This is a genomic window from Rahnella aquatilis CIP 78.65 = ATCC 33071 (genome assembly GCF_000241955.1).
In the GTDB taxonomy this organism is placed as follows: Bacteria; Pseudomonadota; Gammaproteobacteria; order Enterobacterales; family Enterobacteriaceae; genus Rahnella; species Rahnella aquatilis.
Map to the genome: position 1 here is coordinate 145,651 of NC_016835.1, position 25,493 is coordinate 171,143.

The 25,493-nt window shown below is 53.1% G+C and carries 22 protein-coding genes; 14 read left to right on the forward strand and 8 right to left on the reverse strand.

Features of this window, described 5'->3' with window-relative positions:
* Window positions 1–260 precede the first annotated feature (260 nt).
* Window positions 261–1,805, reverse strand: a complete 1,545-nt coding sequence (gene pdxR, locus RAHAQ2_RS22695) for a MocR-like pyridoxine biosynthesis transcription factor PdxR (protein WP_014341722.1) — start codon at window positions 1,803–1,805, stop codon at window positions 261–263.
* A 145-nt stretch (window positions 1,806–1,950) separates the two neighbouring features.
* On the opposite strand from pdxR, the gene RAHAQ2_RS22700 reads away from it, so the two are divergent.
* The 7 genes from RAHAQ2_RS22700 (at window position 1,951) to RAHAQ2_RS22730 (ending at window position 9,964) form a co-directional block, all read left to right on the forward strand.
* A complete protein-coding gene (locus tag RAHAQ2_RS22700; RefSeq protein WP_014341723.1) occupies window positions 1,951–3,219 on the forward strand; it encodes a 4-aminobutyrate--2-oxoglutarate transaminase in 1,269 nt (422 codons plus the stop codon).
* A 273-nt stretch (window positions 3,220–3,492) separates the two neighbouring features.
* The gene (locus RAHAQ2_RS22705; protein ID WP_014341724.1) at window positions 3,493–4,521 is read left to right on the forward strand and encodes an ABC transporter substrate-binding protein; all 1,029 of its coding nucleotides are present in this window, start codon (window positions 3,493–3,495) and stop codon (window positions 4,519–4,521) included.
* Window positions 4,522–4,691: 170 nt separating this feature from the next.
* Window positions 4,692–5,957: an ABC transporter permease gene (locus tag RAHAQ2_RS22710; protein WP_014341725.1), complete on the forward strand. Its 1,266-nt coding sequence runs from the start codon at window positions 4,692–4,694 to the stop codon at window positions 5,955–5,957.
* A 23-nt stretch (window positions 5,958–5,980) separates the two neighbouring features.
* Window positions 5,981–6,808 carry an ABC transporter permease gene (locus RAHAQ2_RS22715; RefSeq protein ID WP_037041090.1) on the forward strand — a complete coding sequence of 276 codons (828 nt, stop codon included), beginning with the start codon at window positions 5,981–5,983 and terminating at the stop codon, window positions 6,806–6,808.
* Between the two features lie 87 nt (window positions 6,809–6,895).
* Entirely contained in the window at window positions 6,896–7,639 is a 744-nt protein-coding gene (locus tag RAHAQ2_RS22720) for an SDR family NAD(P)-dependent oxidoreductase (RefSeq protein ID WP_014341727.1), read from the forward strand.
* Window positions 7,632–8,696 carry a phosphotransferase gene (locus RAHAQ2_RS22725; protein ID WP_014341728.1) on the forward strand — a complete coding sequence of 355 codons (1,065 nt, stop codon included), beginning with the start codon at window positions 7,632–7,634 and terminating at the stop codon, window positions 8,694–8,696. Before RAHAQ2_RS22720 ends, RAHAQ2_RS22725 begins: the two co-directional genes overlap by 8 nt.
* Before the next feature lie 11 nt (window positions 8,697–8,707).
* Complete coding sequence (locus tag RAHAQ2_RS22730; RefSeq protein WP_014341729.1) at window positions 8,708–9,964, forward strand: aspartate aminotransferase family protein; 1,257 nt, start codon at window positions 8,708–8,710, stop codon at window positions 9,962–9,964.
* Between the two features lie 129 nt (window positions 9,965–10,093).
* On the opposite strand, the gene RAHAQ2_RS22735 is transcribed toward RAHAQ2_RS22730, so the two are convergent.
* Complete coding sequence (locus RAHAQ2_RS22735; RefSeq protein ID WP_037041069.1) at window positions 10,094–10,768, reverse strand: GntR family transcriptional regulator; 675 nt, start codon at window positions 10,766–10,768, stop codon at window positions 10,094–10,096.
* Window positions 10,769–10,942: 174 nt separating this feature from the next.
* Window positions 10,943–12,400 (reverse strand): sugar porter family MFS transporter, encoded by a 1,458-nt coding sequence (locus RAHAQ2_RS22740; RefSeq protein ID WP_014341731.1) that lies wholly within the window; start codon window positions 12,398–12,400, stop codon window positions 10,943–10,945.
* 336 nt (window positions 12,401–12,736) lie between these two features.
* Between RAHAQ2_RS22740 and RAHAQ2_RS22745 the strand changes: the two genes are divergently transcribed.
* From RAHAQ2_RS22745 to fabV, 5 genes are all read left to right on the forward strand, one after another.
* On the forward strand, window positions 12,737–15,112 hold the full coding sequence (locus RAHAQ2_RS22745) for a DMSO/selenate family reductase complex A subunit (RefSeq protein ID WP_014341732.1): 2,376 nt from the start codon (window positions 12,737–12,739) through the stop codon (window positions 15,110–15,112).
* The gene (locus tag RAHAQ2_RS22750; protein WP_014341733.1) at window positions 15,109–15,729 is read left to right on the forward strand and encodes a DMSO/selenate family reductase complex B subunit; all 621 of its coding nucleotides are present in this window, start codon (window positions 15,109–15,111) and stop codon (window positions 15,727–15,729) included. Before RAHAQ2_RS22745 ends, RAHAQ2_RS22750 begins: the two co-directional genes overlap by 4 nt.
* Window positions 15,729–16,577: a dimethyl sulfoxide reductase anchor subunit family protein gene (locus RAHAQ2_RS22755; protein ID WP_014341734.1), complete on the forward strand. Its 849-nt coding sequence runs from the start codon at window positions 15,729–15,731 to the stop codon at window positions 16,575–16,577. The genes RAHAQ2_RS22750 and RAHAQ2_RS22755 overlap by 1 nt, the downstream gene beginning before the upstream one ends.
* Complete coding sequence (locus RAHAQ2_RS22760) at window positions 16,577–17,452, forward strand: 4Fe-4S binding protein (protein WP_014341735.1); 876 nt, start codon at window positions 16,577–16,579, stop codon at window positions 17,450–17,452. The genes RAHAQ2_RS22755 and RAHAQ2_RS22760 overlap by 1 nt, the downstream gene beginning before the upstream one ends.
* Before the next feature lie 197 nt (window positions 17,453–17,649).
* Window positions 17,650–18,846, forward strand: a complete 1,197-nt coding sequence (fabV, locus tag RAHAQ2_RS22765; protein ID WP_014341736.1) for an enoyl-ACP reductase FabV — start codon at window positions 17,650–17,652, stop codon at window positions 18,844–18,846.
* Window positions 18,847–18,990: 144 nt separating this feature from the next.
* Here fabV and RAHAQ2_RS22770 read toward each other — a convergent pair whose 3' ends face one another.
* The 4 genes from RAHAQ2_RS22770 to RAHAQ2_RS26270 all read right to left on the reverse strand — a co-directional run bounded on the left by RAHAQ2_RS22770 (window position 18,991) and on the right by RAHAQ2_RS26270 (window position 21,140).
* Window positions 18,991–19,293 carry a TM2 domain-containing protein gene (locus tag RAHAQ2_RS22770; protein WP_013578013.1) on the reverse strand — a complete coding sequence of 101 codons (303 nt, stop codon included), beginning with the start codon at window positions 19,291–19,293 and terminating at the stop codon, window positions 18,991–18,993.
* Window positions 19,294–19,634: 341 nt separating this feature from the next.
* The gene (locus RAHAQ2_RS22775; protein WP_014341737.1) at window positions 19,635–19,895 is read right to left on the reverse strand and encodes a helix-turn-helix domain-containing protein; all 261 of its coding nucleotides are present in this window, start codon (window positions 19,893–19,895) and stop codon (window positions 19,635–19,637) included.
* A gap of 576 nt (window positions 19,896–20,471) precedes the next feature.
* On the reverse strand, window positions 20,472–20,777 hold the full coding sequence (locus RAHAQ2_RS22780) for a YdgH/BhsA/McbA family protein (RefSeq protein WP_014341738.1): 306 nt from the start codon (window positions 20,775–20,777) through the stop codon (window positions 20,472–20,474).
* A 156-nt stretch (window positions 20,778–20,933) separates the two neighbouring features.
* Window positions 20,934–21,140: a helix-turn-helix domain-containing protein gene (locus RAHAQ2_RS26270; protein WP_037041067.1), complete on the reverse strand. Its 207-nt coding sequence runs from the start codon at window positions 21,138–21,140 to the stop codon at window positions 20,934–20,936.
* A 276-nt stretch (window positions 21,141–21,416) separates the two neighbouring features.
* Between RAHAQ2_RS26270 and RAHAQ2_RS22790 the strand changes: the two genes are divergently transcribed.
* Window positions 21,417–22,694 carry a PTS ascorbate transporter subunit IIC gene (locus RAHAQ2_RS22790; protein ID WP_014341739.1) on the forward strand — a complete coding sequence of 426 codons (1,278 nt, stop codon included), beginning with the start codon at window positions 21,417–21,419 and terminating at the stop codon, window positions 22,692–22,694.
* A gap of 129 nt (window positions 22,695–22,823) precedes the next feature.
* Here RAHAQ2_RS22790 and RAHAQ2_RS22795 read toward each other — a convergent pair whose 3' ends face one another.
* Window positions 22,824–24,209 carry an aldehyde dehydrogenase family protein gene (locus RAHAQ2_RS22795; RefSeq protein ID WP_014341740.1) on the reverse strand — a complete coding sequence of 462 codons (1,386 nt, stop codon included), beginning with the start codon at window positions 24,207–24,209 and terminating at the stop codon, window positions 22,824–22,826.
* Between the two features lie 100 nt (window positions 24,210–24,309).
* On the opposite strand from RAHAQ2_RS22795, the gene ptrR reads away from it, so the two are divergent.
* Window positions 24,310–25,194, forward strand: coding sequence for a putrescine utilization regulator PtrR (ptrR, locus tag RAHAQ2_RS22800; RefSeq protein ID WP_014341741.1), 885 nt, complete (start codon window positions 24,310–24,312; stop codon window positions 25,192–25,194).
* Window positions 25,195–25,493: the final 299 nt, after the last annotated feature.

Genomic DNA, 25,493 nt, shown 5'->3' on the forward strand with positions numbered 1-25,493 from the left:
ACAGACACTCCGCAGTTAAAAATTATCGAAAAAGGGATGACGCGACACGGCACAATTTGTGCATAAAACATCCTCAGAAGGAGTGTTTGTCTGGCGTTATTAAAAATCTTTACCACCCACTTCTGACGCTAACAAGCATTTTTTGACAAAAGAACACAAAATATGAGCCTGAGAGAAATCTCGCAGGCTTATGAATTCTATTATGATTTTTATATGTCTAAGATTTATTGCTAGCAATAAATACGGTATTTAACGCAGGATCAGGCAATCCCTCTTTTGGGTAGCGCCTCATTATCGGTAAGTGGGATTGCACCACCGGATTGCAGCCTGCGCCGCAAACAATCGACGATATGCCCGAAAGTCGTTTCAATTTCTTCTTCAGGAACGCAGCCGTAACCGAGCAAAAGTCCGCGCCGCGGGGCAGGGCGCAGGTAATATGCCGACAGCGGCCGCGTGAGAATTTTTTTCTGCTCCAGCTCTGCGCTCAGCGCCACATCATCAATCGAATCAGGCAGTGACAAAATCAGATGCAGACCGGCGTTACTGTTTTCACACAGAAATTCCGGGCCGAGTTCCTGTTCTATAAGCCGTATCAGGGCATTACGCCGCCTGCCGTAAAGCAATCGCATCCGGCGGATATGAGCGGCGTAATGCCCTTCGCGAATAAATTGTGCCAGCGTGAGTTGCGTGAGTCCGTTACCGGCACGGTACAATTCGGAGTGCGCAATTTTCAGGCGTGAGGCCAGCGGGCGAGGCAGCACGACGTAACTTATCCGCATTGCCGGATACATTGTCTTACTGAAAGTACCGATGTAAATCACCGGCGCATCGCTGCTCAGTCCCTGCAACGCGGGGATCGGGCTGCCTGAATAGCGAAATTCACTGTCGTAATCATCTTCCACCACCCAGCTACCTTGCTGACTGGCGATGGCAAGAATTTTTTGCCGCCGGGCCAGGCTCATCACCGAACCAAGCGGATAGTGATGTGACGGTGTCACGCATATCAGCTTCGGTGCACGGTCCTGTGGCGGACTGTCAGGCGGGTTCAGCCCGTTTTCGTCCACCGGCACCGGCTGAATATCAACGCCGTTGATGGTCAGCACGTTACGAATTCCCCAGTAACTCGGCTCCTCAATCCAGGCCGTGTCGCCGGGGTCGCAGAGCATTTTCGCCAGCAAGTCCAGCGCCTGATGGGTACCGGCGGTGATCAGGATCTGATCTGCCGTGCAGTCAACAGACCGCGCAATACGCAAATAATCTGCCAGCGCATGCTGCAGTTGCGGGCAGCCACCATGACCGGAGTAGGTGAGAAATTCGGGAGACAGACGACGGCTCAGGCGGTTCTGCAATTTACGCCAGATGTCATGCGGAAATTTGGTGACGTCCGGTACGCCCGGCATAAACGCGCCCCACTGATGCGAGGCAACACCGGTACGCGTCAGCAATTGAGAACCGCGCTTGGAAAGTGACACGTGGCTGCGAACCGGAGTGCAGCGCGTGGGTGTTTTATCGGCGAATACGCCGTCTTTCGGTAAATCTGCGGGAACGAAGGTACCACTTCCGCTGCGGGTCTGAATGTAGCCTTCGGCCTGCAACTGCTCGTAGGCAGCCAGCACTGTGTTGCGCGAAATATTCAGCTCTTTGGCAAGGTCTCTTGAGGCTGGTAAACGGCTGCCAGGGGAAATACTGCCATCAAATATAGCCTGTTGTAATGCCTGATAAAGCCGCTTGTTCAGCGTGCCGGGCAGGGCATCTGAAAGCTCAGTGAGACGTTGCAAAATGAGGTCAGAAAGCAATGAGCGCAAAGTGGATCCTCAAAATAATTAAAACTGGTTCTGGATTATAGGGCCGCTGACGGGATAAAAAACAAGAACGGATTGCTAATTCGACAAATTATTCATCTCGCAACCGGCAATCTGTAAAACATCAACCTGAAGGCAGGAGCGAAAGATGAGTCACAGTGAACTGGAAAAACGCCGTAAAGAGGCGACACCGCGTGGTGTTGGCGTCATGTGTGATTTCTATGCAGCGAAAGCAGAAAATGCCACGCTGTGGGATGAGCAAGGGCGGGAGTATATTGATTTCACTGCCGGGATTGCGGTACTGAACACCGGGCATCGTCACCCGAAAATCGTTGAAGCCATCCGCAACCAGCTCGACCTGTTCACGCACACTTCCTACCAGATTGTGCCTTATGCCAGCTTTGTGGATCTGGCCGAACGCATCAACATGATTTCACCGGTGAGCGGCAAAGCGAAAACCACGTTCTTCAGTACCGGCGCGGAAGCTGTCGAAAACGCGGTGAAAATTGCCCGCTCCGCCACCGGTCGTCCCGGCATCATCACCTTCTCCGGCGCCTTTCATGGCCGCACGCTGCTGACCATGGCGCTGACCGGCAAAGTGGTGCCTTACAAAGTGGGCTTCGGGCCGTTCCCGGCCTCGGTCTTTCACGCGCAATATCCCAACGCTGTTCACGGCGTCACCACTGAAATGGCACTCGACAGCATCGAGCGTATTTTCCGCAGCGATATCGCGCCGCAGCAGATTGCTGCGATCCTGTATGAGCCGGTACAAGGCGAGGGCGGCTTTAATATTGCCCCGGAAGATTTCGTGAAAGGTCTGCGCGAAATCTGTGACCGTCACGGCATCGTGATGATTGCCGACGAAGTACAGAGCGGGTTTGCGCGCACCGGTAAAATGTTTGCCTCAGAGTACTATCCGGATGCCAAACCGGACATCGTCACTATGGCGAAAAGTCTCGGCGGCGGTTTGCCGATCTCCGGGGTCACCGGGCGTGCTGAACTGATGGATGCACCGGAGCCGGGTGGCCTTGGCGGCACGTACGCGGGTAATCCGCTGGCTGTCGCTTCTGCGCTGGCGGTGCTGGACATCATTGAAGAAGAAAAACTCTGCGAGCGCGCAAATCGTCTGGGCGCAGAGCTGGCCGAAGTGCTGGAGAAAGCCAAAGCGAATTGCGCGGCGCTGGTGGATGTCCGCGCGCGGGGATCGATGGTGGCGGCTGAATTTAACGATCCGTCTACCGGAAAGCCTTCTTCTGAACTGACCAGGCAGTATCTGCGCAAAGCACTGGACGCCGGATTGCTGATGCTCAGTTGCGGTGTACACGGCAACGTGATCCGTTTCCTGTATCCGCTGACCATTCCTGATGTGCAGTTCAAAGCTGCACTGACCATTTTGTCCCGCGTGCTGGCTGACTGAGGAAACCCGTGCATCGCGCCGGGTGAGTCGCTGTGCAGATAAAGTGCACCGATGCACGAAAGCAGTGCCCGTCATCAGAAACTGAGTGTCATGAGGCATAAAAAAATCACATAACGCCTCTTTAATCCCTGTCCGCCCGCCGTTCTGTGCGTGGCGGGCGGACTCAACAGAAATGGCATAATTTATGCTCTGTAATAAAATATGATGCATCATATTTTTAACAATGCCGTTCTCTTAGCGCTTTTCCTTTTTTGTTAACCCAGGAGTCACAGCATGTTCAAGAAAATAGTCCTTACCACGCTTATTGCAGGGATGGTGTTTCAGGCTCAGGCGGGATCCCTGACCGTGATTTCTTTTGGCGGCCTGAACAAGGACGCCCAGGACAAAGCCTTTTACAAACCTTTTGCGGCAGCAGGAAAGGGCACGATTGAGCCGGGAGAATACAACGGTGAAATGGCGCGTATCCGTGCAATGGTCGAAACCAAACAGGTTGGCTGGGACGTGGTGGAAGTGGAAAGCCCGGAGCTTATCCGCGGCTGTGATGAAGGGCTGTTTGAACCGCTGGACTGGAGCAAGCTGGGCGATAAAGCGCAATATGTGCCGGGTGCGGTCACCGAATGTGGTGCGGGCATTTTCCTGTGGTCAACCGTGCTGACTTATGACGCCAGCAAACTGAAAAAAGCGCCAACAAGCTGGGCCGACTTCTGGGATGTGAAAGATTTTCCGGGCAAACGTGCACTGCGCAAGAGTGCCAAATTCACGCTGGAAATCGCCTTGCTGGCTGACGGCGTAAAACGCGAAGATATCTATAAAGTGCTGGCAACGCCTGCGGGCGTAGAGCGCGCATTCAAAAAACTTGACCAGATCAAGCCGAACATTCAATGGTGGGAATCCGGTGCACAACCCTTGCAGTGGCTGGTTTCCGGCGATGTGGTTATGACGTCTGCTTATAATGGCCGCGTCAGCGCCGCACAAGGGGAAGGCCATGATTTCAAAATGGTCTGGGACAACAGCCTCTACGACCTTGACAGCTGGGCCATCGTCAAAGGTTCCCAACATAAAGATCTGGCAGAACAGTTTATTGCTTTCGCCAACAAACCTGAAAACCAGAAAGTCTTTGCCGAAACCATCCCCTACGGGCCGACCGAAAAATCCGTTACCGGTATGATCGACCCGAAATATGCTCAGAATCTGCCAACCGCCGAGAAAAACCTGGCAGGCGCTTTGCAGGTAGATACTCACTTCTGGATTGAGCATGGTGAAGATCTCGAGCAACGGTTCAACGCCTGGTCTTCTAAGTAGTCGGCCCTTCATCCTTCAAGCTGCACCTGCGTTGGCTTCACTCGCGAATCCCGGTCACATACTCAAGTATGTGACCGGGGATCCGTCTCGTTCGCCGCCTTGCTGCAACTTGAATGATTTTGGGCTGTGAGCCCGATAAAAGCATAAAAACCTCGCAGCGGGAGAAAAACATGAGCCAAACCGAAATGTTAACCACTCCGGTGCCGGAAGAATCAGCAGAAGGGCCGACATTGCGTCAGCGTCTGCGCAAAGTGGACGCGGCGTACACCCGCCGATCGTTATTACTGATTGCACCGTTACTGTTGTTTGTCATCGTCAGTTTTCTCTTCCCGATTGCGTCCATTCTGGGTAAGAGTGTGACCAATCCCGAGCTGGGCGCAACGATGCCGGAAACCGTGGCACTGCTTTCCCACTGGGACGGCAAAAGCGTGCCAGATGAGGCAACGTTTTCCGCACTGGTCGCCGATTTGCGTAATGCCCGCAACAGCGGTCAGATGGCGACAATCGCCAAACGTTTAAGCTACGAAGATAACCGTTACCGCAGCCTGATCACCGGCACATTACGCCACGTACCGGAGGGCGGTGGGGCGGTGCGTGAACCACTGATCCGGAGTATGCCGCTGTGGGGAGAACTCAGTACCTGGCAGACGGTGAAACGTGCTTCGGCTCCGGTCACTTCTCTTTATTTATTGTCGGTGTTTGACCGCAAGGTAGACGCTGATAGCGGAAAAATTGTTGCCCTGCCACCGGATCAGGCGCTGTATGTCAACGTCCTGCTGCGCACATTGTGGATGGCGCTGGTGGTGACGGTTTGCTGCGTCGCGCTGGGTTATCCGCTGGCTTACTGGCTGGCAAAACAACCGGCCGGACGCGCGAATCTGCTGATGATTCTGGTGTTGCTGCCGTTCTGGACGTCGCTGATTGTCCGCACTGCAAGCTGGATTGTACTGCTGCAATCGGGTGGTCTGATTAACCGTGCGTTACTTTCCACCGGCATTATTGATCATCCGCTGGTGATGGTGTTCAACCGCCTCGGTGTTTATATCTCGATGACCCACATCATGCTGCCGTTTATCGTCCTTCCTTTATATGCAGTGATGAAAGGCATTTCCCCTAACTATGTTCGCGCTGCGATTTCACTGGGTGCGCATCCTTTCACGGCATTCTGGCGGGTTTATGTGCCGCAAACTTATGCGGGTGTAACCGCCGGTGCGTTGCTGGTGTTTATGATGGCGATGGGTTACTACATCACGCCAGCGCTGCTGGGCGGCCCGGGGGATCAGATGATCAGTTATTTCGTGGCGTTCTTCACTAATACCACGATGAACTGGGGAATGGCTGCGGCGCTGGGCAGTCAGTTGCTGGTGATTGTGGTGCTGTTATATATCGTTTATATCCGCGTCACGCGTACCAAAGCTGAAATTGCAGCGCATTAAGGAGCCTGAAGATGAAACACACAATGAGACAAAAAGGGGCGTTAATTCTGCGGTTGTGGCGCTGGTGTTTTAATTTCTACAGCGCGGCGATCCTGTTGTTTCTGATTGTACCGGTGTTGATCATTGTGCCGCTGTCGTTCAATGCCGGTTCGTTCCTCAGCTACCCGCTGACCGGTTTTTCGCTGCGCTGGTATCAGACATTTTTCCACTCAGATGAATGGCTGAGCTCGCTGGGCAACAGTCTGCTGATTGCGCCGCTGGCCACTTTGCTGGCGACCGTGCTGGGTGTGCTGGCGTCGGTCGGGCTGGTGCGCGGCGAGTTTCGTGGCAAATCGCTGGTTATGGCGATCCTGATATCGCCGATGATCGCGCCGGTAGTGATTATCGCCGTGGGCATGTTCTTCTTCTTTGCCCGCGTGTCGCTGCTCAACAGCTATCTCGGGCTGGTGCTGGCGCATGCGTTACTTGGCGTACCGTTTGTGGTGATCACTGTGGTGGCGATACTCAAAAATTATGACCGTAATTTATCCCGCGCCGCCGCCAGCCTCGGCGCGTCGCCGTGGACGGTGTTCCGCAAAGTCACGCTGCCGCTGATTGCGCCGGGTGTTTTCTCCGGGGCGCTGTTTGCGTTTGCTGCTTCATTCGACGAAGTGGTGGTGACGTTATTTCTTGCCAGCCCGCGTCAGCGAACGCTGCCCATTCAGATGTTTGCCGGCATCCGTGAAAACCTCGACCCGACCATTGCGGCTGCGGCTTCGCTAATGGTGGGGGCTTCGCTGATTTTGCTGCTGGTGATGGAATTACTGCGCCGCCGGGGCGAACGCCTGCGTCATTCTCCGGCCACACACTGACGTTAAATTCATCAGAGGACTTTACAGGTCCTCTTTTTTTCATTATTCCTGATGCATCAAATATCAAAAATAACGGGAGCCCTTCTCATGACCGACACAACGCAGAAAAAAACACTTTTGCTGACCGGTGCAAGCCGTGGCATTGGTCACGCGACCGTCAAACATTTCTATGCGGCAGGGTGGCGGATTTTCACCGCATCGCGGCAGAACTGGGTAGATGAATGCCCGTGGGCAGAGGGTTTCCTCAATCATATTCATCTGGATCTGGAAGATATCGACAGCGTGCAGAAAGCCCTGCCGATGATCAAGGAACGCCTCGGCGGGCGGCTGGATGCACTGGTCGATAACGCCGGTATTTCACCGAAAACGCCCACCGGCGGCCGTCTTGGCGTGCTCGACAGCGATTACGCCACCTGGTTACAGGTGTTTAACGTCAACCTGTTCTCGACCGCGATCCTGGCGACCGGATTATTTGATGAACTGAAAGCCGCAAAGGGCAGCATCATTAATGTGACCTCGATTGCGGGCAGCAAAGTGCATCCGTTTGCAGGTGTGGCCTATGCCTGCTCCAAAGCGGCGCTTTCCACACTGACACGCGAAATGGCGCACGAATTCGGTCCGCACGGTGTACGTGTGAACGCTATTGCGCCGGGAGAAATTGATACTGCGATTCTTTCTCCGGGCACGCAGGATATCGTCGAGCGCAGCGTACCCTTACAGCGTCTGGGCAAAGCCGAAGAAGTCGCTTCGCTGATCCATTTCCTGTGTACCTCGGGTGCCTCTTACGTTAACGGCGCTGAGATCCACGTAAACGGCGGTCAGCATGTCTGACACGCCTTCGCTGTTATTAACCGGCCTCCTTACGACGGAGGTTCCGCGAGTCAGCACGTTGCAGGCTGAGAATATTGCTGCGCAGGTTTACGGGCTGGAAGGCAAAGCGGAGGTGCTGGGCGGTGAACGCGACAGCAATTTTTGTCTGACAACGGATCCCGGCCACGCTTATATGCTGCGTTTTGTGAATCCGGCGGAAGTGCCTGCTGAAGTGGATTTCCAGACTGCCATTCTCAGCCATCTGGCCCTGCATGACAGCCAGCTGCCGGTGCCGCGTTTACTGCAAAGCCGCCACGGCGAACTCACGCCGCAGGTGAAGGTTGCCGGGCAATTTCTGACGCTGCGTGCCGTGAGTTATCTGCCGGGCACTGCGCAATATCAGGTGCCGCGTACCCCAAGGCTGATGCATGAACTGGGTGACGCGCTGGCCCGGCTGGATATTGCGCTGCGAGATTTTGAACATCCCGGTGCAAAGCGTGATTTGCTGTGGGATATCAGCGACATGTCACGTCTTGAAGGCGGGATAACGCAATTCACTGATCCTGAACAGCGCCGTACCATTACCCGCGTGCTGGAAACCCACCGACAAAAAGTGGTTCCGGCCAGCCAGCAGTTGCGCAGACAAGTGATCCACAATGATCTGAACGCCCACAACGTACTGGTTAACAGCGCCGATCCGCAACGTCTGGCGGGCATTATTGATTTCGGTGACGCCCTTCACGCGCCGCTTATCAACGAACTGGCCACCGCGCTGGCTTATCAGCTCAACAGTGAAGGCGACGATCTTTTCCTTTATTGCCGGCCGATGATTGCCGCTTATACCGGGCGTTTGCCACTCACCGGTGCCGAGCTGGATATCTTGCCGGAACTGGTGGCGTCACGGCTGGCGCTGAGTTTGCTGATTGCCCGGCACCGTGCGGCGCTGTATCCGCAAAACCGTGACTATATTTTGCGTAATCAGGCCCACGCCTGGGGAAGTTTATCGCGTCTGATGTCGCTGCCCTTTACGCAGACTGACCTGATATTTCGTCAGTCGTGCGCATTTGAACAGAAATAAGAGGCCGTTTTATGCTCACGTCGAAACAGGTATCAGAAGGCCGCCAGCAGTTTCTCGGTGGCGGCTACCGGCTGTTTTATCAGGAGCCGCTGCATGTGGTGCGCGGTGAAGGCGTCTGGTTATACGACAGCGAAGGGCGGCGCTATCTGGATGCTTATAATAATGTGGCGTCGGTTGGCCATTGCCATCCGGCGGTGGTTGAAGCCATCGCCACGCAGGCCGCGCAACTCAACACCCACACCCGTTATCTGAATGATGCGATTGTCGAATTTGCTGAAGATTTCCTGACCGAGTTTCCGCCTGAGCTGCGCAACCTGACCATGACCTGCACCGGCAGCGAGGCCAACGATCTGGCGTTGCGTATCGCACGGCAAGTCACGGGCGGGCAGGGCGTCATTGTAACGCGTTGGGCGTATCACGGAGTGACCAGCGCGCTGGCAGAACTCTCGCCCTCGCTTGGCGACGGGTTTGAGCAGGGCAAAAATGTCTGGCTGACCGATGCGCCGGACACGTTTCGCCATCCGGGTAAATTTGCTGCCGGCGTGGAGCGGGCGCTGGACGCGATGAAACAGGCAGGCGTAAAACCGGCGGCGTTGTTAGCGGACACTATTTTCTCCAGCGACGGTGTTTTCAGCCCCGAACCGGCGGAGATGCAACGCGCCGTGGCACGGGTACGGGCGGCAGGGGGATTATTTATCGCAGACGAAGTGCAGCCCGGCTTTGGTCGTACCGGCAGCCAGCGCTGGGGGTTCGCCCGTTACGGCGTGACACCTGACCTGATCAGCCTGGGCAAACCGATGGGCAACGGTCATCCGGTTGCCGGACTGGTGGGCAGACCGGAATTGTTCACGGAGTTTGGCCGCCGTCAGCGCTATTTCAATACGTTCGGCGGCAACCCGGTTTCCTGTCGTGCAGCGCATGCCGTTTTACAGATTTTACGTCGTGAAGCGTTGCAGCAGAATGCCAGGATGACCGGTGCTATCTTGCGAGAAGGGCTGCAAAAGCTGGCGAAGCGTTATCCGGTTATAGGTGATGTTCGCGGCGATGGTTTGTTTATCGGAGTGGAACTGGTGAGCGATCAGTACAATACACCCGCGCCAGAACGGGCGGCTTTTGTGGTCAATGCCATGCGGCGGAAACGGGTTTTGATTAGCGCTACGGGCCCGGCAGCGAACGTCCTGAAAATTCGCCCGCCGCTGGTCTTTCAGCCGGAACACGCTACGCTGTTGCTGGAAACACTGGCGGGCGTGCTGGCCGAAATGGGGTGACAGACCCGTCACGTCGAACCATTTAAGCTCTGAAAGTGTCATATTTGAACCTTTATGCCGTTCACGCCGCCGTTTGTGCATTCTGGCAGTAAAAATCGGCATTAAAGGGTCATATTTGACACTTTCGCCTCACGCTTTTTCACGTCCCACGGCCAGAAACTCGACCATCTTCTGGCTGCCGTCGAGAATATCTTCCTGAATGGCGCGTCTGGCGGTTGCGCCGTCGCCTTTACGCAGCGCGATCAAAATCTCTTCGTGATGTTCAATTGCCATGCGTTCGGAGAAATGGGCATACGCCTGCGCAATCAGCGGGCCGGTGCGCATCCATAAACTGTCGATAAAGTTACTCAGTAACGGCATCCGCGCGCTTTGCGCCAGCATCAGGTGAAACTCACTGTTCAGGCGCAGGGCTTCGGGTAAATCTTCGTTGCTGATGGCCTGACGGTTGTTTTCGATGTTCTGCGCAATCCGCTGTAATTCGTATTCCGTCACCGACTGCGCGGCTTTCTCCGCGCCGAGACCTTCGAGTTCCAGCCGCAAAGTGCGGATTTCCTGGTACTGCTGTTCATCGAGCTGAGGTACGCGGATATCTTTCGGCGTGCGCATTTCCAGCGCCTGCTCTTTGGCCAGTTGCAAAATTGCATCCCGCACCGGCGTGACGCTGGTGCCGACCTGTTCGGCCAGCTCGCGGATACGCAGGCGATCATTAGGTTTCAGACGGCCGGTAATCAGAGCCTCACGCAAGGTGGCGTAAACGCTGCTGCCCAGATAAGCGTGATTAATCGAACTGATGGGATAATTCAAAAGTTCACCGTAGCAAATAATGTGCGCGCACCCGGAGTTGGGATAAGGGCGTGGAAACCGATTATACAACATGATGCATCAGATGTGAGGGGGGAGGGGGCAGGCTTTTCTTTCTTCTGACGTCCTGTCCGGCCAGATAACATACTGGCCGGACAGAGTTATGACCTTATTAACTTAACTGCCTGCTTCCTGCGGAACGGGGTCATCCTGCAACTGTTTCTTAAAGTGTTTCTCAATCTGCTCTAAGGTTTTGCCCTGCGTCTCCGGCGCGAATATCACGGCGAATAGGCCACCTGCGACGCCGATGGCGGCAAAGCAGAAGAATGACATCGTCAGCCCGATAGATTCCAGCATGATCGGGAACATAAAGGCGATGGAGAAGTTGGTCATCTGCATGGCAAATACCGATACACCGTTAGCCATGCCGCGGATGCGCATCGGGAAGATTTCCGACAGCAACAGCCAGGTGACAGGCGAAAGTGCGCCCTGCTGAAAGCACAGGAAAACCAGCATGCCACCTAACACCAGATAACTGCGTACGGTATCCGGATGCCCGTTGACAGTTTCCGGCATCAACCATGTCACTAGCCCGATGGCAAGAAGCGTAAGCGTGCAGCCAATCTGACCCGTCAGCAGCAGCGGACGACGGCCAAAGCGGCTCAGCAGCATAATGCCGACAAACGTCATGAGCACCGAAATCACCCCGTTGGCGATGGTGGCGAGCAGCGAGGCGTTGGTGCTCAGCCCGGTGGCCTGCAACATGGTCGGTGCGTAAAACATAATGGTGTTCACGCCGGAAAGCTGTTGCAGCATGGCGATGCCAATCCCCAGAAACACCAGACGCTTCATCCAGACGGAGATCGTTTTCTGACGGCGGGAATGTTTCTCGCTTCTGGAACTCATGGAACTGCGGATTTCGCTCAGTTCTTTTTCCACTTTGCTGGCTTTGCGGGTACGTTCCAGCACGTCGCGCGCTTCGCGATAACGGCCATGCATGGCATACCAGCGCGGCGTATCGGGCAGGAAAAGCATTCCGACCCACAACACCACAGCCGGGACGCAGGCGACACCCAGCATCCAGCGCCAGGTGGTTTCGCCACCCCACACTTCGTTGATGGCCGCGTTACTGGTGTACGCAATCAACTGACCGGAGACGATCATCAGTTCCTGTAACGTAACGAACTGCCAGCGGCGATGAGAGGGGACGATTTCCGCAATATATATCGGCACAATCGCTGCCGCGCCACCGACCGCCAGCCCCAGAATAAACCGGCAGATAATCATTATCACGACGTTGGGTGCCGTAGCACAGCCGAGCGAACCGGCCATAAAGATCAGTGCCATCACCAGAATGACTTTCTTACGTCCGAAGCGGTCCGCCACGCGACCGGCGCAGACCGCACCCACTGCTGAACCCAGGATCAGGAAACTGGTGACCATCCCGGTGGTTAACGATGTCAGATGCAGATCGTGCTTCATGAACAGCAAAGCACCGGCAATAACCCCTGTATCGTAGCCAAAAAGTAAGCCACCCAGGGTGGCTATAAAGGCAATGACTTTTACCAGCGGTTCGGTCGGTTGCGAGGCTTTCGCCGCCTCATCCTGACCGCCACTGTTTATTTTCTTACTCACAGATGCTCCCTAATCATGACTTTATTATGGTTTTTGTGTGATTCAGATCACACGCTATAAATCTAACGCATAATCCGGATTTTGAAAGGAAACGGGAGAAATGAAGGGGGCTGGCGCGATTTTGGTGAATGAAAAGTTACTTTTTAGTGATGAAATATTCGCGAAAATGATTCGCAATGCTTAACAATAATTACCGGAAATGTCAGCCAACACCAGAAGGAGACAAAACGGAAATTTTTGCCTGACAGTGAGTAACGGCGTGCGTTGGTTTGATATTCCACAAGGAATAATTTGAGTTAAGCATGGGAAGATCTTTTCCTTTTTTGAGCCAATGTTATGAAAAATAAATGTGACATAATTTCAAACGTTACCCGGCGTGATTTCGTTAAGGTCAGCAGCATGGTGGCTGCGCTTCCTCTGGTCGGATTCAAATTCAGTCATGCCGCCGATAAATCCTCCGTTACCTCGTCAGGATTAGTGCCCTCTCCGGTCAACGTGGTGGCGACATGTAGTACGTTTGACTGCGGCGGGAAATGCGATATCCGGGCGCATGTTCAGGACGGTGCAGTCATTCAAATTACCACGCGGCCCGATGCAGAACTTGACCCGGACATGCCGGTGATGCGCGCCTGTGTGCGTGGACGGAGTTACCGGAAATTTGTCTATCACCCGGATCGTCTGAAATATCCGATGAAGCGCGTGGGCAAACGCGGCGAGGGTAAATTTGTCCGGATAAGCTGGGACGAAGCGACGACACTTATCGCCGATAATCTGCAACGTATTACGAAAAAATACGGACCGTCATCGCGTTACGTTCATGTGGGAACCGCGGTCAGCGGCGGCGCATTCTCCGGCGATACGATGGCCCGCCGGTTATTGAATCTGACCGGCGGTCATCTTAGTTCCTACCATTCTGTCAGTATGGGAAATACGGCGGCGGCGACGCCTTACACCTACGGCACGGCGGCGAGCGGTAACACGCTGGATACGCTGGCAGATACGCCACTGGTGATCCTGTGGGGGCATAATCCGACAGAAACCATCTTTGGTCACACCAATCACTATTTTCAGCAGATGAAGCAAAACGGCACGCGCTTCATTGTGGTAGATCCGCGCTATTCAGATACCGCTTCTTCGCTGGCGGATGAATGGATCCCGCTGCGTCCTTCAACGGATAACGCGCTTATGGATGCGATGATGTATGTCATCGTCAGCGAAAATCTGCACGATAATGCCTTCATCGAGCGCTATACGCTGGGATTTGATGAAAGCTCAATGCCTGAAGATGTACCGCCAGACGAATCGCTGATGTCGTATCTGACCGGGGTGAAAGACGGCGTCGTGAAAACCCCTGAGTGGGCAGAAGTGATCACCCATGTTCCTGCTCAGACCATCCGCCGGCTGGCCAGAGAGTATGCAACAACCAAACCTGCCGCACTGATCCAGGGCTGGGGACCACAGCGGCATAATTGCGGCGAACGCACCGCGCGCGGCTCGACATTGCTGGCTACCCTTACCGGGAATGTCGGGATCAAAGGCGGCTGGGCTGGTGGCTACGGGGGTATCGGCAACCGTAAATTCACCACAGGGCCGGAGATGCCGGACAATCCGGTGAAACAAAAAATCTCGGTAATGAACTGGGTGCAGGCAGCGGATGACGCGAGTCTGGTCACGCCGCAGGACGGGCTGACCGGCGGGGATAAACTCGACAGCAATATCCGCATTCTTTTCTCGCTGGCGGGTAATTATCTGGCTAACCAGAACCCGGATATCCACCAGGCCGTAAAGGTGCTCGAAGATGAATCGAAAATTGAATTCATTGTTGCCAGCGATCTTTACCTCACGCCAAGCGCTAAATATGTCGATCTGTTGTTGCCCGAAACCAGCTTTATGGAGCGCTGGAACATTGGCGAAACCTGGGGAACAGGTAATTACCTGATGCTGTCGGAAAAGCTCATCGAGCCACCTTTCGAAAGTCGTTCTGACTACGACTGGTTGCGCGAGGTGGCGGCGAAATTGGGTGTTGAACAAGAATTCAGCCAGGGTCGGACAGAGAAAGAATGGATTACTCACATCTGGGAGAAAACCCGTCAGGCGATGCCTGATGAGAAACTCCCGACATTTAAAGAACTGTTGGTAACGCGTCGTCATCTGTTCAAAAGCGAGCCATATGTGGCGTTTGAAGATAATATCCGCGACCCGAAAAATCATCCTTTCCAGACACCTTCCGGAAAAATCGAGATTTTCTCGCGCAGGCTTTATGACATGCACCATCCGGAAATCCCGGCATTATCGCACTATGTGCCCGCTCACGAAGGGCCGGAAGATCCGCTGGCGGAAAAATTTCCGTTGCAGATGATTACCTGGAAAGGCAAGAACCGTGCGAATTCCACGCAGTATGCCAACCCGTGGCTGCAGGAAGTTCAGGAACAAAAGTTATGGATCAATCCGCTGGATGCTCATCGTCGTGGTATTGCCCAGGGCGACCTTGTGCGTATTCACAATGACCGCGGCGTGACACAAATCCCGGCGGAAGTGACTCAGCGGATTATGCCCGGCGTGGTGGCTATGCAGGCCGGTGCCTGGTGGCAACCGGATGCCCGCGGTGTCGATCACGGCGGTTGCGCTAACGTACTCAGTTCGGCGCGTATTACCGCGCTGGCAAAAGGGAATTCCCATCAGACTATGCTTGTGGAGGTTATTAAAGCATGAGCCAGTTTACAGATTATCCTCCGGTCAGCGATCGCCAGCTCGGCTTCTATATCGACTCCTCCCGTTGTTCCGGCTGCAAAGCCTGTCAGGTCGCCTGCAAAGATAAAAACAATCTTGAAGTGGGCAGGCGTTTTCGTCGTATCTATGAAATCAAAGGGGGCGGTTTCATCCCCACAGGCATGGGCGGAATGGTCAACAACGTGTACGCCTATACGCTGTCTATTTCCTGCAATCACTGCAACGACCCGGTTTGTACTAAAAATTGCCCGACGACGGCCATGCATAAACGTCCCGGTGACGGCATCGTGCGGGTGAATACCGATAAATGCGTCGGTTGCGGATACTGTGCGTGGTCTTGCCCGTACGGTGCTCCTCAGCTCAATACGCAGACCGGTCAGATGTCGAAATGTGATTTCTGTATCGATTTGCAGGTAACCGGTCAGCAGCCTGTGTGCGTCTCGACCTGTCCGTTAGGCGCTATTAAGTTTGGTCCGATCGATGAGTTACGGGCGAAATACGGCAGTCTTTGTGATGTTCAGGGATTACCGGATTCCGCGCTGACTCAGCCTAATCTGGTCATCAAACCGCACCAGGGTGCGGAAAAAAGGAGTCAATAATGCTGCAGGAATGGCCACTTATCATCTTCACACTGCTGCTCCAGCTTTCCGTGGGCAGCATCGTTTTCATCACCTTTACGCTGATTTATGGCGCTGACAACCTGAACGCGCAGGATAAATGGCGCGTTGCCACACCGGCAATGTTGCTGGCTTTCATCACAGGTGCGCTGGGGCTGATGGTTTCGACAGCGCATCTGGGCTACCCGCTGAATGCCTTCCACGCGCTGAGCCACATCAGCAGTTCCTGGCTGAGCCGGGAAATTGTCTTCGCCAGTCTTTATCTGGGTATGCTGGGATTGACAACGTTGATTGCCCTGATGTTAAAGCGCGTCATGACGTCGTTGTTGCTGCTCGCTTCATTGTTGGGACTGACTGATCTGTTTTGTATGAGCGCGGTTTACGTTCACGCTTCGGTCGTGACCTGGATGCACGTCAATACTTACGTCATGTTTTATGGTGCGGCGCTCAGCCTGGGCGCGATTGCCGGGCTTTGGCGGATTTCGCGCTGTCCGTGGCTGCCATGGCAGCTTGCCCGACGTTTAGCCGGCTTCGGCATCGGCCTGTTGATTGCGGTAACGCTGATGCGTTTGCTGGAACAACTGCTGTATCTGGGCTATCTGGGCGGCGTGAACAGTGATGTCATCACTTTCCCGCACCAGCCGCTGGTCGCTTTTGACCAGTCGCAGACATTGCGGTTGGTTGCATGGGTGATACTGATTGCAGGTACGGGCGCGACGGCATATAGCGGGCAAAATCACCGTATTCGTGGGGGATTACTGTCCGCGGGTGGGATCCTGATGCTGCTTGCTGAAATAATGTTGCGTTTTAACTTCTTCAGCATTCACTGATGGAGGTATTTTCGCTTAATGACCGTCCGCGCTTTACGGGTGCCGGAAAGGCATGCGTCCGCAACACCGTGAAAAATAGCCGCTGCGTAGCCTGCGCGGAAGTTTGCCCGACAGGGGCTGTCACGTTCAATAAAGAAAAAATGATGGTGATTAATCCGCAGGCCTGTATCGGCTGCGGGTATTGTCTTTTTAACTGCCCGACGGGTGCGCCGGAGGGTATTTCACCGGCGCAAAGGCATTATCGCGGTGACCGGCTGGTGACGCCGCTCAGCACTATTGCGCCATGCCCGGAAGAATTACTGATGTGGCACAGTGAATACGGCATTCGTTTTGTTGAGATGACAGCGGACAGCGCGGCTGGCTGGTTTCTGGCCGTCGCCACGCTGAATGTTCGTCTGAAACAAATGCAGGAACCACTGTGGAATATTGTGCCGCCGTCCCGGCAAACGTTCAACGGTTCACGCCGCCGGTGGTTGCATCTTAAAAACGAAGGCGCTTCTGCCGGTAACGTTCCTGTCGGGCGTCGGTCCAGGCGCACCCGTTTTACGCAGATCAGCGAATATCACCTTGATCTCGACAAAGGCCGTTGCGCCCTCTGCGGTGCCTGTAGCCGGATTTGCCCCGAACAAGCCATCTGCCTGGATAATCTCGCGTTAACGCTGGATCCTGTGAAGTGTACCGGTTGTGGCAACTGCGAAGCGGTTTGCTTCGACGGCGCGTTATTCGTGCGTGAAAGCAATGAAGGTACATTAACCGTTTACAGCCTTGAACAAGCACAATGCCGGGTATGTCGCCACTTATTTCCCGCCTGGTCCGCCCGGGATAATGAATGTCCGGTTTGCCGCCGCCATGCTTTTGGAATGCGTGAAGCCTGAAATGAAAATCCCGGCGTGACTGCGTTACACTACGGGGATCACTTTTGGTTCAATTTTTATACTTTCTGACGCAAACGAGCCTATTTTCGGGTCAGAGAAGTCTGTTTACACGGCGATGAAGCGTCAGGTTTTGCCTGAAACGGCGCAAACCTATATTCTATCGGCCAATTTACTGAGACAGTTGCAATGAGGTCTATATGATTATCAAACCACGTATCCGTGGCTTTATCTGTGTTACTGCCCATCCGGAAGGTTGCAAGGCGAACGTTAAAGAACAAATCGACTACGTTACCGCGCAAGGCAAAATCGCAGGCGGTCCTAAAAAAGTCCTGGTGATCGGCGCTTCTACCGGTTACGGCCTCGCTGCCCGCATCTCTGCTGCTTTCGGTTCTGACGCTGCCACGCTGGGCATCTTCTTCGAACGTCCGGGCGATGAATCCAAAACCGCCACTGCGGGCTGGTATAACTCAGCCGCATTCGAAGAATTCGCCGATGCGAAAGGCCTGTACGCAAAAAGTATCAACGGTGACGCGTTCTCCGATGAAGTGAAGCAAAAGACCATTGAGCTGATCAAACAAGATTTGGGTCAGGTTGATCTGGTGGTTTACAGCCTGGCAGCACCGCGCCGCACCCATCCTAAAACCGGTGAAGTGTTCAACTCCACCCTGAAACCAATCGGTAAACAAGTCACCATTCGCGGCATCAATACCGACAAAGAAACCATCAACGAAACCACGCTGGAACCGGCAACCCCGGAAGAAATCGCGGGCACAGTGGCCGTTATGGGTGGCGAAGACTGGCAGATGTGGATCGACGACCTGAAAGCCGCCGGTGTGCTGGCTGAAGGCGCGAAAACTACCGCCTTCACCTACCTGGGTGAAGAAGTCACGCAGGACATTTACTGGAACGGTTCTATCGGTGAAGCGAAGAAGGATCTGGACAAACGTGTTCTGGATATCCGCAGCACGCTGGCAGAACAGGGCGGCGATGCACGCGTTTCCGTACTGAAAGCCGTTGTGACGCAGGCGAGTTCTGCTATTCCGGTGATGCCGCTGTACCTTTCCCTGCTGTTCAAAGTGATGAAAGAAAAGGGCACTCATGAAGGGTGTATCGAGCAGGTCTACGGTCTGTACAAAGACAGCCTGTACGGCGCTGAGCCACTGGTCGATAACGAAGGCCGTCTGCGCGCTGACCTCAAAGAGATCGCGCCGGAAGTGCAGGAAGAAGTCGGTAAACTGTGGAATGAAGTCACTAACGACAACATCGCTGAACTGACTGATTTCGCGGGCTATAAAAGCGAGTTCATGCGTCTGTTCGGCTTTGGCCTGAACGGTGTTGATTACGCTGCCGACACCAATCCGGACGTGAAAATCAAACATCTGATCCAGATGTAATGTGATTTAACGGACAAAAGATTACTGAGAACCCGCATTCGCCGAAAGGTGGGTGTGGGTTTTTTTTATCAATAACCTCATGTCGTGTTGAGTAGATTCTAAAAAGCCACTTTTGAAAGCGGCTTTTATAATCAAATAATTAACTCAACCGTATTTTTTGGCGAAGTTTTCATCTGAATCGCACAGATAAATAATGAATTCAATGAAGGCAATTATTGAAGGAATAAATGTCCAGCAGAAGATGAGGTATAAGAACCCTTGCCCGATTTTACCCAGATAAAACTTATGAACACCAAAACCACCCAGGAAGAATGCTAACAAAGCAGCAGCAACCCTGCTTTTAGTCCCCTGAGGATTAATACTTTGAGTTGCTCCACAATGCGGGCATGATTTAGCCGACTCGTGGATCTCCTTTCCGCATCCTCTACAAAAAACCATAGATCCCATTTCTATTTCCTTACAGGTTGTTATTAGGACTAATCTTACCCGTTATAGGTGTTAAGAAAAAGAAAATGATGCTGCTGCATGTTGACGAGCGCGGCTTTCAGTCATTGGACCGGATGAGCAGTGACCTTATGTAAACCTTTCCCCAATATAAAAAAAGCCGCAATCCTTAAAGCCTGAGGTGTTTTCATTTCATAACGGCTTGATCTGCAAATCAGCCATGAGCCACTTGGTGATTGATAGCGAAAAGGTCGCGGTGTTAGCCATGTTCTTATGGGTTACAGATTCGCAATTTTTTGAAATAGCCACTATAAAGGGCGCATTCCGCGCCCTGATATCGATTTCTATATTCTGTTCGACGATCTCACCGTCCGCTGAATACGTTCACGGGTCCTGGGATCAAAATACCGGCTTGGCCAGATGGTGCTTGGGTGTATTTCCAGTGCCTGGGCAATCAGGAGTTCACCTTTCGGCCAGGGTCTTGAAAGTGCGTTAGACAGCGTCGAGGAACTCAGACCGGCAGCGCGGGAAACGGCGGCCAGCGTTGTGCCTTTCTTACGCAATGCAGCAATGATATCGGCCTGATGCCAGTCGTGATTATTCATGACGGGTTGCTCCTGTTTTTGACAGCGCAGGAACAGCCGGGAAGAAGGGCAGAAATGTAGGGGTATGTGATAGTTTCATGTTTTGAATCTCTAACGTGTGGATATAAGCCACCGACAGAGCTGCGAAACTCTTATTGGTGGTAGCTCAGACAGGGTTCGCAGTACCGGCGAACGTTAGAAACCCGGCCAACCCGAAGGTTGCCCTGCCTGAGCCACCATTGAATGTACAAACACGATATCTCTGCGTTTGACAGGTACAGGAAGGCCCAACACATAATTATGACATATGTGTTTCTAACGTGATATTCAGGCTGCGAAACCCGGCAGCGGATTTTGCCGCGGCGCACGCACTATAGCGTAATTGAGTGAGCTAAACCAACGGGCTAAGTGCGGAAATGACGGGTGCTTTCCAGAGAAATTTCAGGCGTTGCAGCGGGTTACATGATTGACCCAGATGTAATCCGGTGACACGCTAAGAGATTGCTGAAACCCCTCATCCGCCGAAAGGTGTGTGGGGGGGGATAATGTCAAAACGCCGCACGCCTGCGGCATTTTTATAGCGACTTTCCCTGTACATCAGCCATAAGCTACTTTGTGATTGATATGATAAAAGGTCGCGGTGGCAGCCATGACGTGTTGTTGCTCCTTGCCCGGTTTGTGCGATTCTACATGGGTAATGTGGTAGCCGACGGCGCCTGCATCCAGCGCTTTTTTTACAAATGCGTTGTTGAGTTCTTCCATGGAGGTGGCCCAGGACACCGTGGTCACACCGACGGCCTGCAGCGAGGCAATCTCGCGATGCGATAACCCCTGGCGGACCAAAACAGGCTTAACCGCTTTGGGTGAGAATATTGATAAAACATCATTCACTAAGCCTTTCATGGATTTACTCCTCATCAGGTCATTTTTCTAAATCGGATCTTGAGTTGCACCGTTAATGAATAAGGGCGTTAGCGCACCGGAAATATTCAGCGGGCAATGCTAATAAATACCTTTTCATGTAATGACCTTTAGCTTTAATTGCTAATTCTTTGTTAATTAATCTCCCGCCACAATTAACGCGAAAATAAAAGAGGATATTTTCACCTGGTTACAGGTCAGGTATTTTTGAAATGAGTACAAAAAGGAAGGCGTTTTGCGCCCGGCCTGCGGGATGCGCATTTCACCTTTTGTCCGCGGTCCGGAGAGTGCACTGGAGAGCGTCGAAGGATTCAGACCCGCAACGCGGGAAGCGGCGGCCAGCATTGCGCTTCGTCAGACCGGTGCCCTCCTGTTATGTCCATTCCAAAACGAATTAAAAAATGCCTTCTGCTCCACTAATTGCGAGTCACTTCACATCATCCCTTTCAGGATATCTATATAAAACGTCGTGCCAAATAAAAAGAAACATTGTTTCATAAAGCAAGATCCCATAACGGCTGAATAAGGTTGAATGAGATATGTTGGAAAAATGTAACGATAAAGTTTCTTAGAAAAAGGCCGCAACTTTCAATCAAAATAAATTCAATGAAAGAGGGGAAGATGGAAATATTTCTGAGTTTGGTTAAAACACCGGCTGTTATCATTGCGATTATTGCATTTCTGGGACTGGTTTTTCAAAAAGCATCGGTATCAAGAATAATCACCGGAACGGCACTTTCTTTTATCGGATTTACCATGATAAAAGTCGGTGGCTCAATCTTAATGAAAGTGTTAACGGCCTTTAGCACCTTGTTTTCTAACGCCTTTAACATTGTTGGTGTGGTGCCGAGTAATGAAGCAATCATGGCGGCGACCATCGATCAGATTGGTTCAACGGCAGCGATAATTCTGTTGTTTTCTATGGTGATCAATATTCTTCTGGCCCGCTTTACGCGCCTGAAATTTATCTATCTCTCGCTGCATCTTGTCTTGTTTATGTCCTTTGCATTAACAGCAGTGCTGATGCAACTGGGTTATAGCTATTATCCCATTATTATCATCTCGTCGATTTTCATCGGCTTTTATATGGCCGCATCGCCGTTTTTCCTGAACAGATTTAGCCGTGAAATCATAGGCTCTGATGAATATGCCATTTCTCACGCGGCCATATCTTCATATATCATCGGCTCATATATGGGGAAATGGTTCGGTAATAAAAAGACCGATACAGAACATCTTAAAATCAGTAACAAGTTTGATTTCCTGCGGGAACCCAACATCGCCACGCTTTTAACGATGCTGGTTCTTCTGCTCATATCCTGTGTATTTGCTACACAACCGCAGATCAAAACGGCGATGACGCTGGTGTATGGTGCAGGTGCGGCAGATAAAAATACGCTTATTTTTATTCTTGAGCAGTCGGCCGTGTTTGCTTGCGGTCTGTATCTCGCCAAAGCGGGCGTCAACTTATTTACGGCGGAAATCGTACCGGCGTTTAAAGGGTTCTCGCGAGTTTTCGCCCCTGGCGCGGTCCCGGCGGTGGATGTCATGGTGCTTTTCACGAAAGCGCCAAATGCCACGTTGATTGGTTTTCTGGTGAGCTTCTCTGTGGAACTGGCTTGTATTCTCATCTTCCCGTTTGTCGGATTGCCCATTATTGTTCCGGGCATTATGGCGAGCTTTATTACGGGAGGCGCGGCGGCCATCTTCGGTAATGCTACCGGCGGGTTCCGTGGCGCGATGATTGCCAGTGGTATCAATGGCCTGCTGTTATGTGTATTACCTGCACTGACGTTGCCATTATTCTCACATCTTGGTGCGCAGGGCGTCACATTTGCTGACCCTGATTTCACCCTTTCTTCGCTGATTTTAAACCATCTGATGGGGTTGTTTAAGTAACAACAAAGGCGTCCCGTTATCATCAGGCCGTCACCAGGATCCAGGCACCGGGCTCACGGGGTCAGTTAAAAGAGATAATCACAGGATTATGAAATCCTGTGATTATCTTAACCCTCAACAGGACAACCGTTACTTACGGTTGCTCCATACGGTCTGCACATTGCAGAATTCGCGTAAACCGAAATGTGACAATTCGCGGCCATAGCCACTTTTTTTCACGCCACCAAATGCCACGCGCGGGTCTGACGCACTGTAGCCATTGATAAATACGCCCCCGGTTTGCAGTTCGCCGGTCATCTGTTCTGCCCGTGCAAGGTCGGCGGTATAAATCGTGGCGCTCAGGCCAAAATCACTGTCATTCGCCAGTTCGACAGCATGCTCAGCATCACGCGCGGCGGTAATTGCGGCAACGGGCCCAAACAATTCCTGACGGAATGCCGTCATTTGCGGCGTCACGTTGCTCAGAATGGTGGGGGCGTAGAAGTTACCGTCGCCGGCAATTTTCTCACCTCCCAGCAACAGCGTTGCGCCTTCGGCCAGCGTGTCCTGCACCTGTTTGTGCAGTTCATCGCGCAGGTCGTAGCGCGCCATCGGGCCAATATAGGTGTCGTCATCCAGCGGGTTACCGATGACGAGTGCCTGTGTGGCCGCGACAAATTTCTCAGTAAAGGCTTCGAGCACACCTTCTTCCACAATCATGCGTTTCGCGGCGGCGCAAACCTGTCCGGTATTCTGATAGCGGCCCGCGACAGCCGCTTTCACCGCCTCATCGAGGCTGGCATCATTAAGCACGATAAAGGGATCAGAACCGCCCAGCTCCAGCACACATTTCTTCAGCGATTTACCTGCCAGCTCCGCAATAGCACCACCCGCACGCACGCTGCCGGTCACCGTGACGGCGACAACGCGCGGGTCGGCAATCAACGCGGCAACATCTGCATTCCCGACGTTAATGACGCCAAACGCCCCCGCCGGGAAACCGGCTTTCAGCGCAGCCTGTTTCACCAGATAAGTTGTGCCCATCACGTTCGGCGCAGGTTTGAGCAGGAATGTATTGCCCGCCAGTAACGCAGGTACCGCGCCGCGCAGGATCTGCCAGACCGGGAAGTTCCACGGCATAATCGCCAGGATCATGCCGGAAGGGCGGTAATGAATGTGCGCTTCGCCGTTATCGACCATGGTGGGTTCAGGTGCGAGCATCGCCGGACCCTGCCGGGCATACCATTCGCACAGGCCTGCGGATTTCTCCACTTCAGCGCGTGCCTGTTTAACGGGTTTACCCATTTCGCGGCTGATCATGCGGGCGATGTCTTCACCGGCTGCGCGAAGTTCTGTCGCCAGATTGTTCAGCAGGGATGCGCGCTGAGCGATATCCGTTTTGCGCCACTGCTTAAAGGCTGCGCTGCCTTGTGCGACGGACTCCTCAAGTGCCGGTGCGGTGTCGAAAGGATACTCTGCGATACGCTGGCCGTTGAACGGGTTCAGCGAAATTGCGTGCGTGTCGGGCGTTGTCATTATGTGTTCCTCATTTATCCTGTCCGATGAGCATAGAGACTTGCACAGATGAATAAAAATGAATAAAAATAAGTAAACCGTTCACTTTTTGAGAAAGACTATGAATCTGTCACAGCTCGAAATGTTTCGCGCCGTCGCACAAACCGGCAGTATCAGCGCGGCGGCGCAGTTGGTTCACCGCGTGCCCTCCAATCTCACCACGCGTATCAAACAGCTCGAAGCTGAACTGGGTGTGGCGCTGTTTATTCGTGAAAACCAGCGATTGCGCCTTTCCCCGGCCGGGCGAAACTTTCTCACTTACAACAACCGCATTCTCGATTTAGTCGATGAAGCGCGGATCTCTGTGGCGGGCACGGAACCGCAGGGGATATTTGCATTGGGCGCGCTGGAAAGCACCGCCGCGGTGCGGATCCCCGCTCTGCTGGCGCGTTATCACCAGCAATTCAGTAAAGTCGAACTGGCGCTGAGCACTGGCCCTTCCGGGGAATTACTGGATAAATTGCTGGAAGGGGAGCTGGAAGCGACGTTTGTAGACGGGCCGGTACTGCATCCGGTTCTGGATGGCGTGCCCGTGTATAAAGAAGAAATGGTGATTGTCGCCCCTTTGCACCACGCGCCTGTAACACGCGGTCAGGATGTTAACGGGGAGATTCTGTATGCATTCCGCTCGAACTGCTCTTATCGCCGTCATTTCGAAAGCTGGTTTGCGGATGATGGCGCTGCACCGGGGAAAATCTACGAAATGGAGTCTTATCACGGCATGCTGGCTTGCGTGATCGCTGGCGGCGGGCTGGCGCTGATGCCACGCAGTATGCTGGAAAGTATGCCGGGCAGCACCACGGTGAGCATCTGGCCGCTGGCCGATAATTATCGTTTTTTGACCACATGGCTGATATGGCGACGCGGCGTATTAACCCGCAATCTGACCGAATTTGCGGCTCTGGCTTCTCAGCTGACGGTTAACCTTCCGCCACCTGCAATATAATCTGCCAGTCCAGCGCAAGCTTCAGCGCCACGCACGCGGCACAAACAACAAAAATAGTCTTAAACATGGCGTTAATAAAATTCCTGTGTGATGTGAATCACATTTTAAAGCGATGCCGCATTAACCGCTTTAATTTTTTTGTGCATAAGATGCCTTTCATCGGTTTCCGGCAGAAGAATTTTAGCGGCATGAATAAGGTTAAGCATGGAGAACCGCACCAAAAGAAAAGAACTGGCCTGATTTGTACATAATAGCAACATATGTTATTCACGCAGCGATACTCTTATAAAGAGGGGGAA

Excerpts from the sequence above, each read along its gene's own strand:
- RAHAQ2_RS22760 (WP_014341735.1), top strand. The coding sequence starts at position 16,577 with ATGGAGGTATTTTCGCTTAATGACCGTCCGCGCTTTACGGGTGCCGGA.
- RAHAQ2_RS22780 (WP_014341738.1), bottom strand. The coding sequence starts at position 20,777 with ATGAAAGGCTTAGTGAATGATGTTTTATCAATATTCTCACCCAAAGCG.
- RAHAQ2_RS22795 (WP_014341740.1), bottom strand. The coding sequence starts at position 24,209 with ATGACAACGCCCGACACGCACGCAATTTCGCTGAACCCGTTCAACGGC.
- RAHAQ2_RS22745 (WP_014341732.1), top strand. The coding sequence starts at position 12,737 with ATGAAAAATAAATGTGACATAATTTCAAACGTTACCCGGCGTGATTTC.
- RAHAQ2_RS22710 (WP_014341725.1), top strand. The coding sequence starts at position 4,692 with ATGAGCCAAACCGAAATGTTAACCACTCCGGTGCCGGAAGAATCAGCA.
- RAHAQ2_RS22720 (WP_014341727.1), top strand. The coding sequence starts at position 6,896 with ATGACCGACACAACGCAGAAAAAAACACTTTTGCTGACCGGTGCAAGC.
- ptrR (WP_014341741.1), top strand. The coding sequence starts at position 24,310 with ATGAATCTGTCACAGCTCGAAATGTTTCGCGCCGTCGCACAAACCGGC.
- RAHAQ2_RS22790 (WP_014341739.1), top strand. The coding sequence starts at position 21,417 with ATGGAAATATTTCTGAGTTTGGTTAAAACACCGGCTGTTATCATTGCG.
- RAHAQ2_RS22725 (WP_014341728.1), top strand. The coding sequence starts at position 7,632 with ATGTCTGACACGCCTTCGCTGTTATTAACCGGCCTCCTTACGACGGAG.
- RAHAQ2_RS22770 (WP_013578013.1), bottom strand. The coding sequence starts at position 19,293 with ATGGGATCTATGGTTTTTTGTAGAGGATGCGGAAAGGAGATCCACGAG.
- RAHAQ2_RS22715 (WP_037041090.1), top strand. The coding sequence starts at position 5,981 with ATGAGACAAAAAGGGGCGTTAATTCTGCGGTTGTGGCGCTGGTGTTTT.
- RAHAQ2_RS22755 (WP_014341734.1), top strand. The coding sequence starts at position 15,729 with ATGCTGCAGGAATGGCCACTTATCATCTTCACACTGCTGCTCCAGCTT.
- RAHAQ2_RS22700 (WP_014341723.1), top strand. The coding sequence starts at position 1,951 with ATGAGTCACAGTGAACTGGAAAAACGCCGTAAAGAGGCGACACCGCGT.
- RAHAQ2_RS22775 (WP_014341737.1), bottom strand. The coding sequence starts at position 19,895 with ATGAATAATCACGACTGGCATCAGGCCGATATCATTGCTGCATTGCGT.
- RAHAQ2_RS26270 (WP_037041067.1), bottom strand. The coding sequence starts at position 21,140 with ATGCTGGCCGCCGCTTCCCGCGTTGCGGGTCTGAATCCTTCGACGCTC.
- RAHAQ2_RS22730 (WP_014341729.1), top strand. The coding sequence starts at position 8,708 with ATGCTCACGTCGAAACAGGTATCAGAAGGCCGCCAGCAGTTTCTCGGT.
- RAHAQ2_RS22705 (WP_014341724.1), top strand. The coding sequence starts at position 3,493 with ATGTTCAAGAAAATAGTCCTTACCACGCTTATTGCAGGGATGGTGTTT.
- RAHAQ2_RS22750 (WP_014341733.1), top strand. The coding sequence starts at position 15,109 with ATGAGCCAGTTTACAGATTATCCTCCGGTCAGCGATCGCCAGCTCGGC.
- fabV (WP_014341736.1), top strand. The coding sequence starts at position 17,650 with ATGATTATCAAACCACGTATCCGTGGCTTTATCTGTGTTACTGCCCAT.